This is a genomic window from Streptomyces sp. NPDC005533 (assembly GCF_042871845.1).
GTDB lineage: Bacteria > Actinomycetota > Actinomycetes > Streptomycetales > Streptomycetaceae > Streptomyces.
The window spans coordinates 1-1888 of sequence record NZ_JBIAJH010000168.1 but is presented as its reverse complement, the minus strand read 5'-3'; the positions used below and the strand labels follow the sequence as shown (position 1 = coordinate 1888).

1 protein-coding gene and 2 pseudogenes are annotated in these 1888 nt (G+C 66.4%); all 3 read left to right on the top strand.

From position 1 onward, the window contains the following. A pseudogene (locus ACFYP3_RS37680) lies at positions 1–488 on the top strand (IS630 family transposase); the annotation flags it as partial. Positions 489–810: 322 nt separating this feature from the next. Beyond that, positions 811–1405 (top strand): annotated as a pseudogene (locus ACFYP3_RS37675) (IS5 family transposase); the annotation flags it as partial. A 230-nt stretch (positions 1406–1635) separates the two neighbouring features. After that, complete coding sequence (locus ACFYP3_RS37670) at positions 1636–1800, top strand: hypothetical protein (RefSeq protein WP_388842624.1); 165 nt, start codon at positions 1636–1638, stop codon at positions 1798–1800. Positions 1801–1888 lie beyond the last annotated feature (88 nt).

The window sequence follows — 1888 nt, the reverse complement described above, 5'->3', positions numbered from 1 at the left end:
CGCTGGTGCTGTGCGTGGACGAGAAGTCGCAGATCCAGGCCCTGGACCGGTCCCAGCCTGTCCTGCCGATGATGCCCGGGGTGCCGGAACGGGCCACCCACGACTACGTTCGCGCAGGCACCACCACTCTGTTCGCCGCCCTCGACACGGCCTCCGGCCAGGTCATCGGATCCCTCCACCGTCGCCACCGCGCTGCCGAGTTCAAAAAATTCCTCACGAAACTCGACAAGGAGATCCCGGCAGAACTCGACGTCCATCTCGTCTGTGACAACTACGCGACCCACAAGACCGCCGACATCAAGAAATGGCTCCTGGCCCACCCCCGATTCCACATGCACTTCACCCCCACCGGATCCTCCTGGCTGAACCTCGTCGAGCGATGGTTCGCAGAGCTGACGAACAAACAGATACGGCGCGGAGTCCATAAATCCGTGCCGGCACTCGAGAAGGACATCCGCAGCTGGATCACCACCTGGAACCCAGGGCCGATTCAAAGTCGTGGCAAGCCGACTCGTCTCGTTGAGCCGGACACGCGGCCAAGTCGCCGTCTGTGCAGGTCAACGTTGCTTCGCTGCATGACGTTGCCTGACTGGGCATCAACTCGGCGTCGAGGGTGCGTCTGGGCTCAACGCCTTGACCTGCGACGATGCGGCCAGCCGGTGACTTTGAATTAGCCCTGACCTGGAACCAGGACCCCAAGCCTTTCGTCTGGACGAAGACAGCCGACCAGATCCTTGAGTCCCTCGCCTCGTACTGCCGGCGAATTACTGACTCAGCACACTAGGGCGTTTCCTTCAGATCATCGGATACCGGCTGCGGAAATGGGCCGCCGACGGCACCTGGGAGAAGGTCTTCACCGCCCTGCTGGCCCAGGCCGACGCCGAAGGCGACCTCGAGTGGGTCGTTGCCGTCGACTCCACGATCGTCCGCGCTCACCAGCACGCCGCCGGGGCCCGTCAAAAGAGCCCCGGCGGGCGAGCCGGCCGACCATGCCCTCGGCCGCTCCCGCGGCGGACTTACCACCAGGACCCACCTCGCCGGGGACGGCCAGTGCCGACCGCTGGCGTTCGTCATCACCCCTGGCCAGGCGGGCGACGCACCGGCGTTCCTGCAGGTCATGGCTCGGTTGCGAGTGCCCCGCCGAATCGGCCGCCCAAGGATCACGCCGGACGCGGTCCTGGCTGACAAGGCCTATTCGTCCCCGGCGATCCGCCGTCATCTGCAGCGGCGCGGGATCCGGGCGGTGATCCCGCAACCGGCTGACCAGGCCGCCAACCGCAAGCGGCTCGGCCAGGTCGGCGGCCGCCCTCCGGCCTTCGACGGCGAGGCCTACAAGCAGCGCAACACGGTCGAGCGGTGCATCAACAAGGTCAAGCAGTGGCGCGGCCTGGCCACCCGCTACGACTGTGAGGATGTTGGGGTGCCGCTTCGGGTGGTGGCCTGACCCGCGTTACGACTGGCCCTGGTGCCTTGGTTTTGATCTGTCGGCCACCGTCCGGAGCGGTACTCGCTGCCGCTGGACCGGTGGACGTGTCCCGATAGGGGCCTTCGCGAGAGGCACCGTCACAGTCCTGACCGCCCTGACCGATCCAGCGATGGCCGTCCCGCTTCCATGGCTGCAGGAGACAGGTGACCGTGACCAGGATGACCCAGCCCGCCCCGCTGGACCAAGACAACCCCGACATCGTGCTGGGTGTCGACACGCACAAGGACGTCCACGTCGCCGCCGTGGTGACGGCCGCCGGCGTCTTCGTCGAGAGCCGCAGCTTTCCGACGACCGCCGAGGGCTACGAACAGTGAGCCTTTTCAGCTGGGCCACCGATCGGGTGACGGCGGAGTGACCGTGGAACGGGCAGAGCCCCAGGGCTGTTGAGCAAGGTGTCTACGC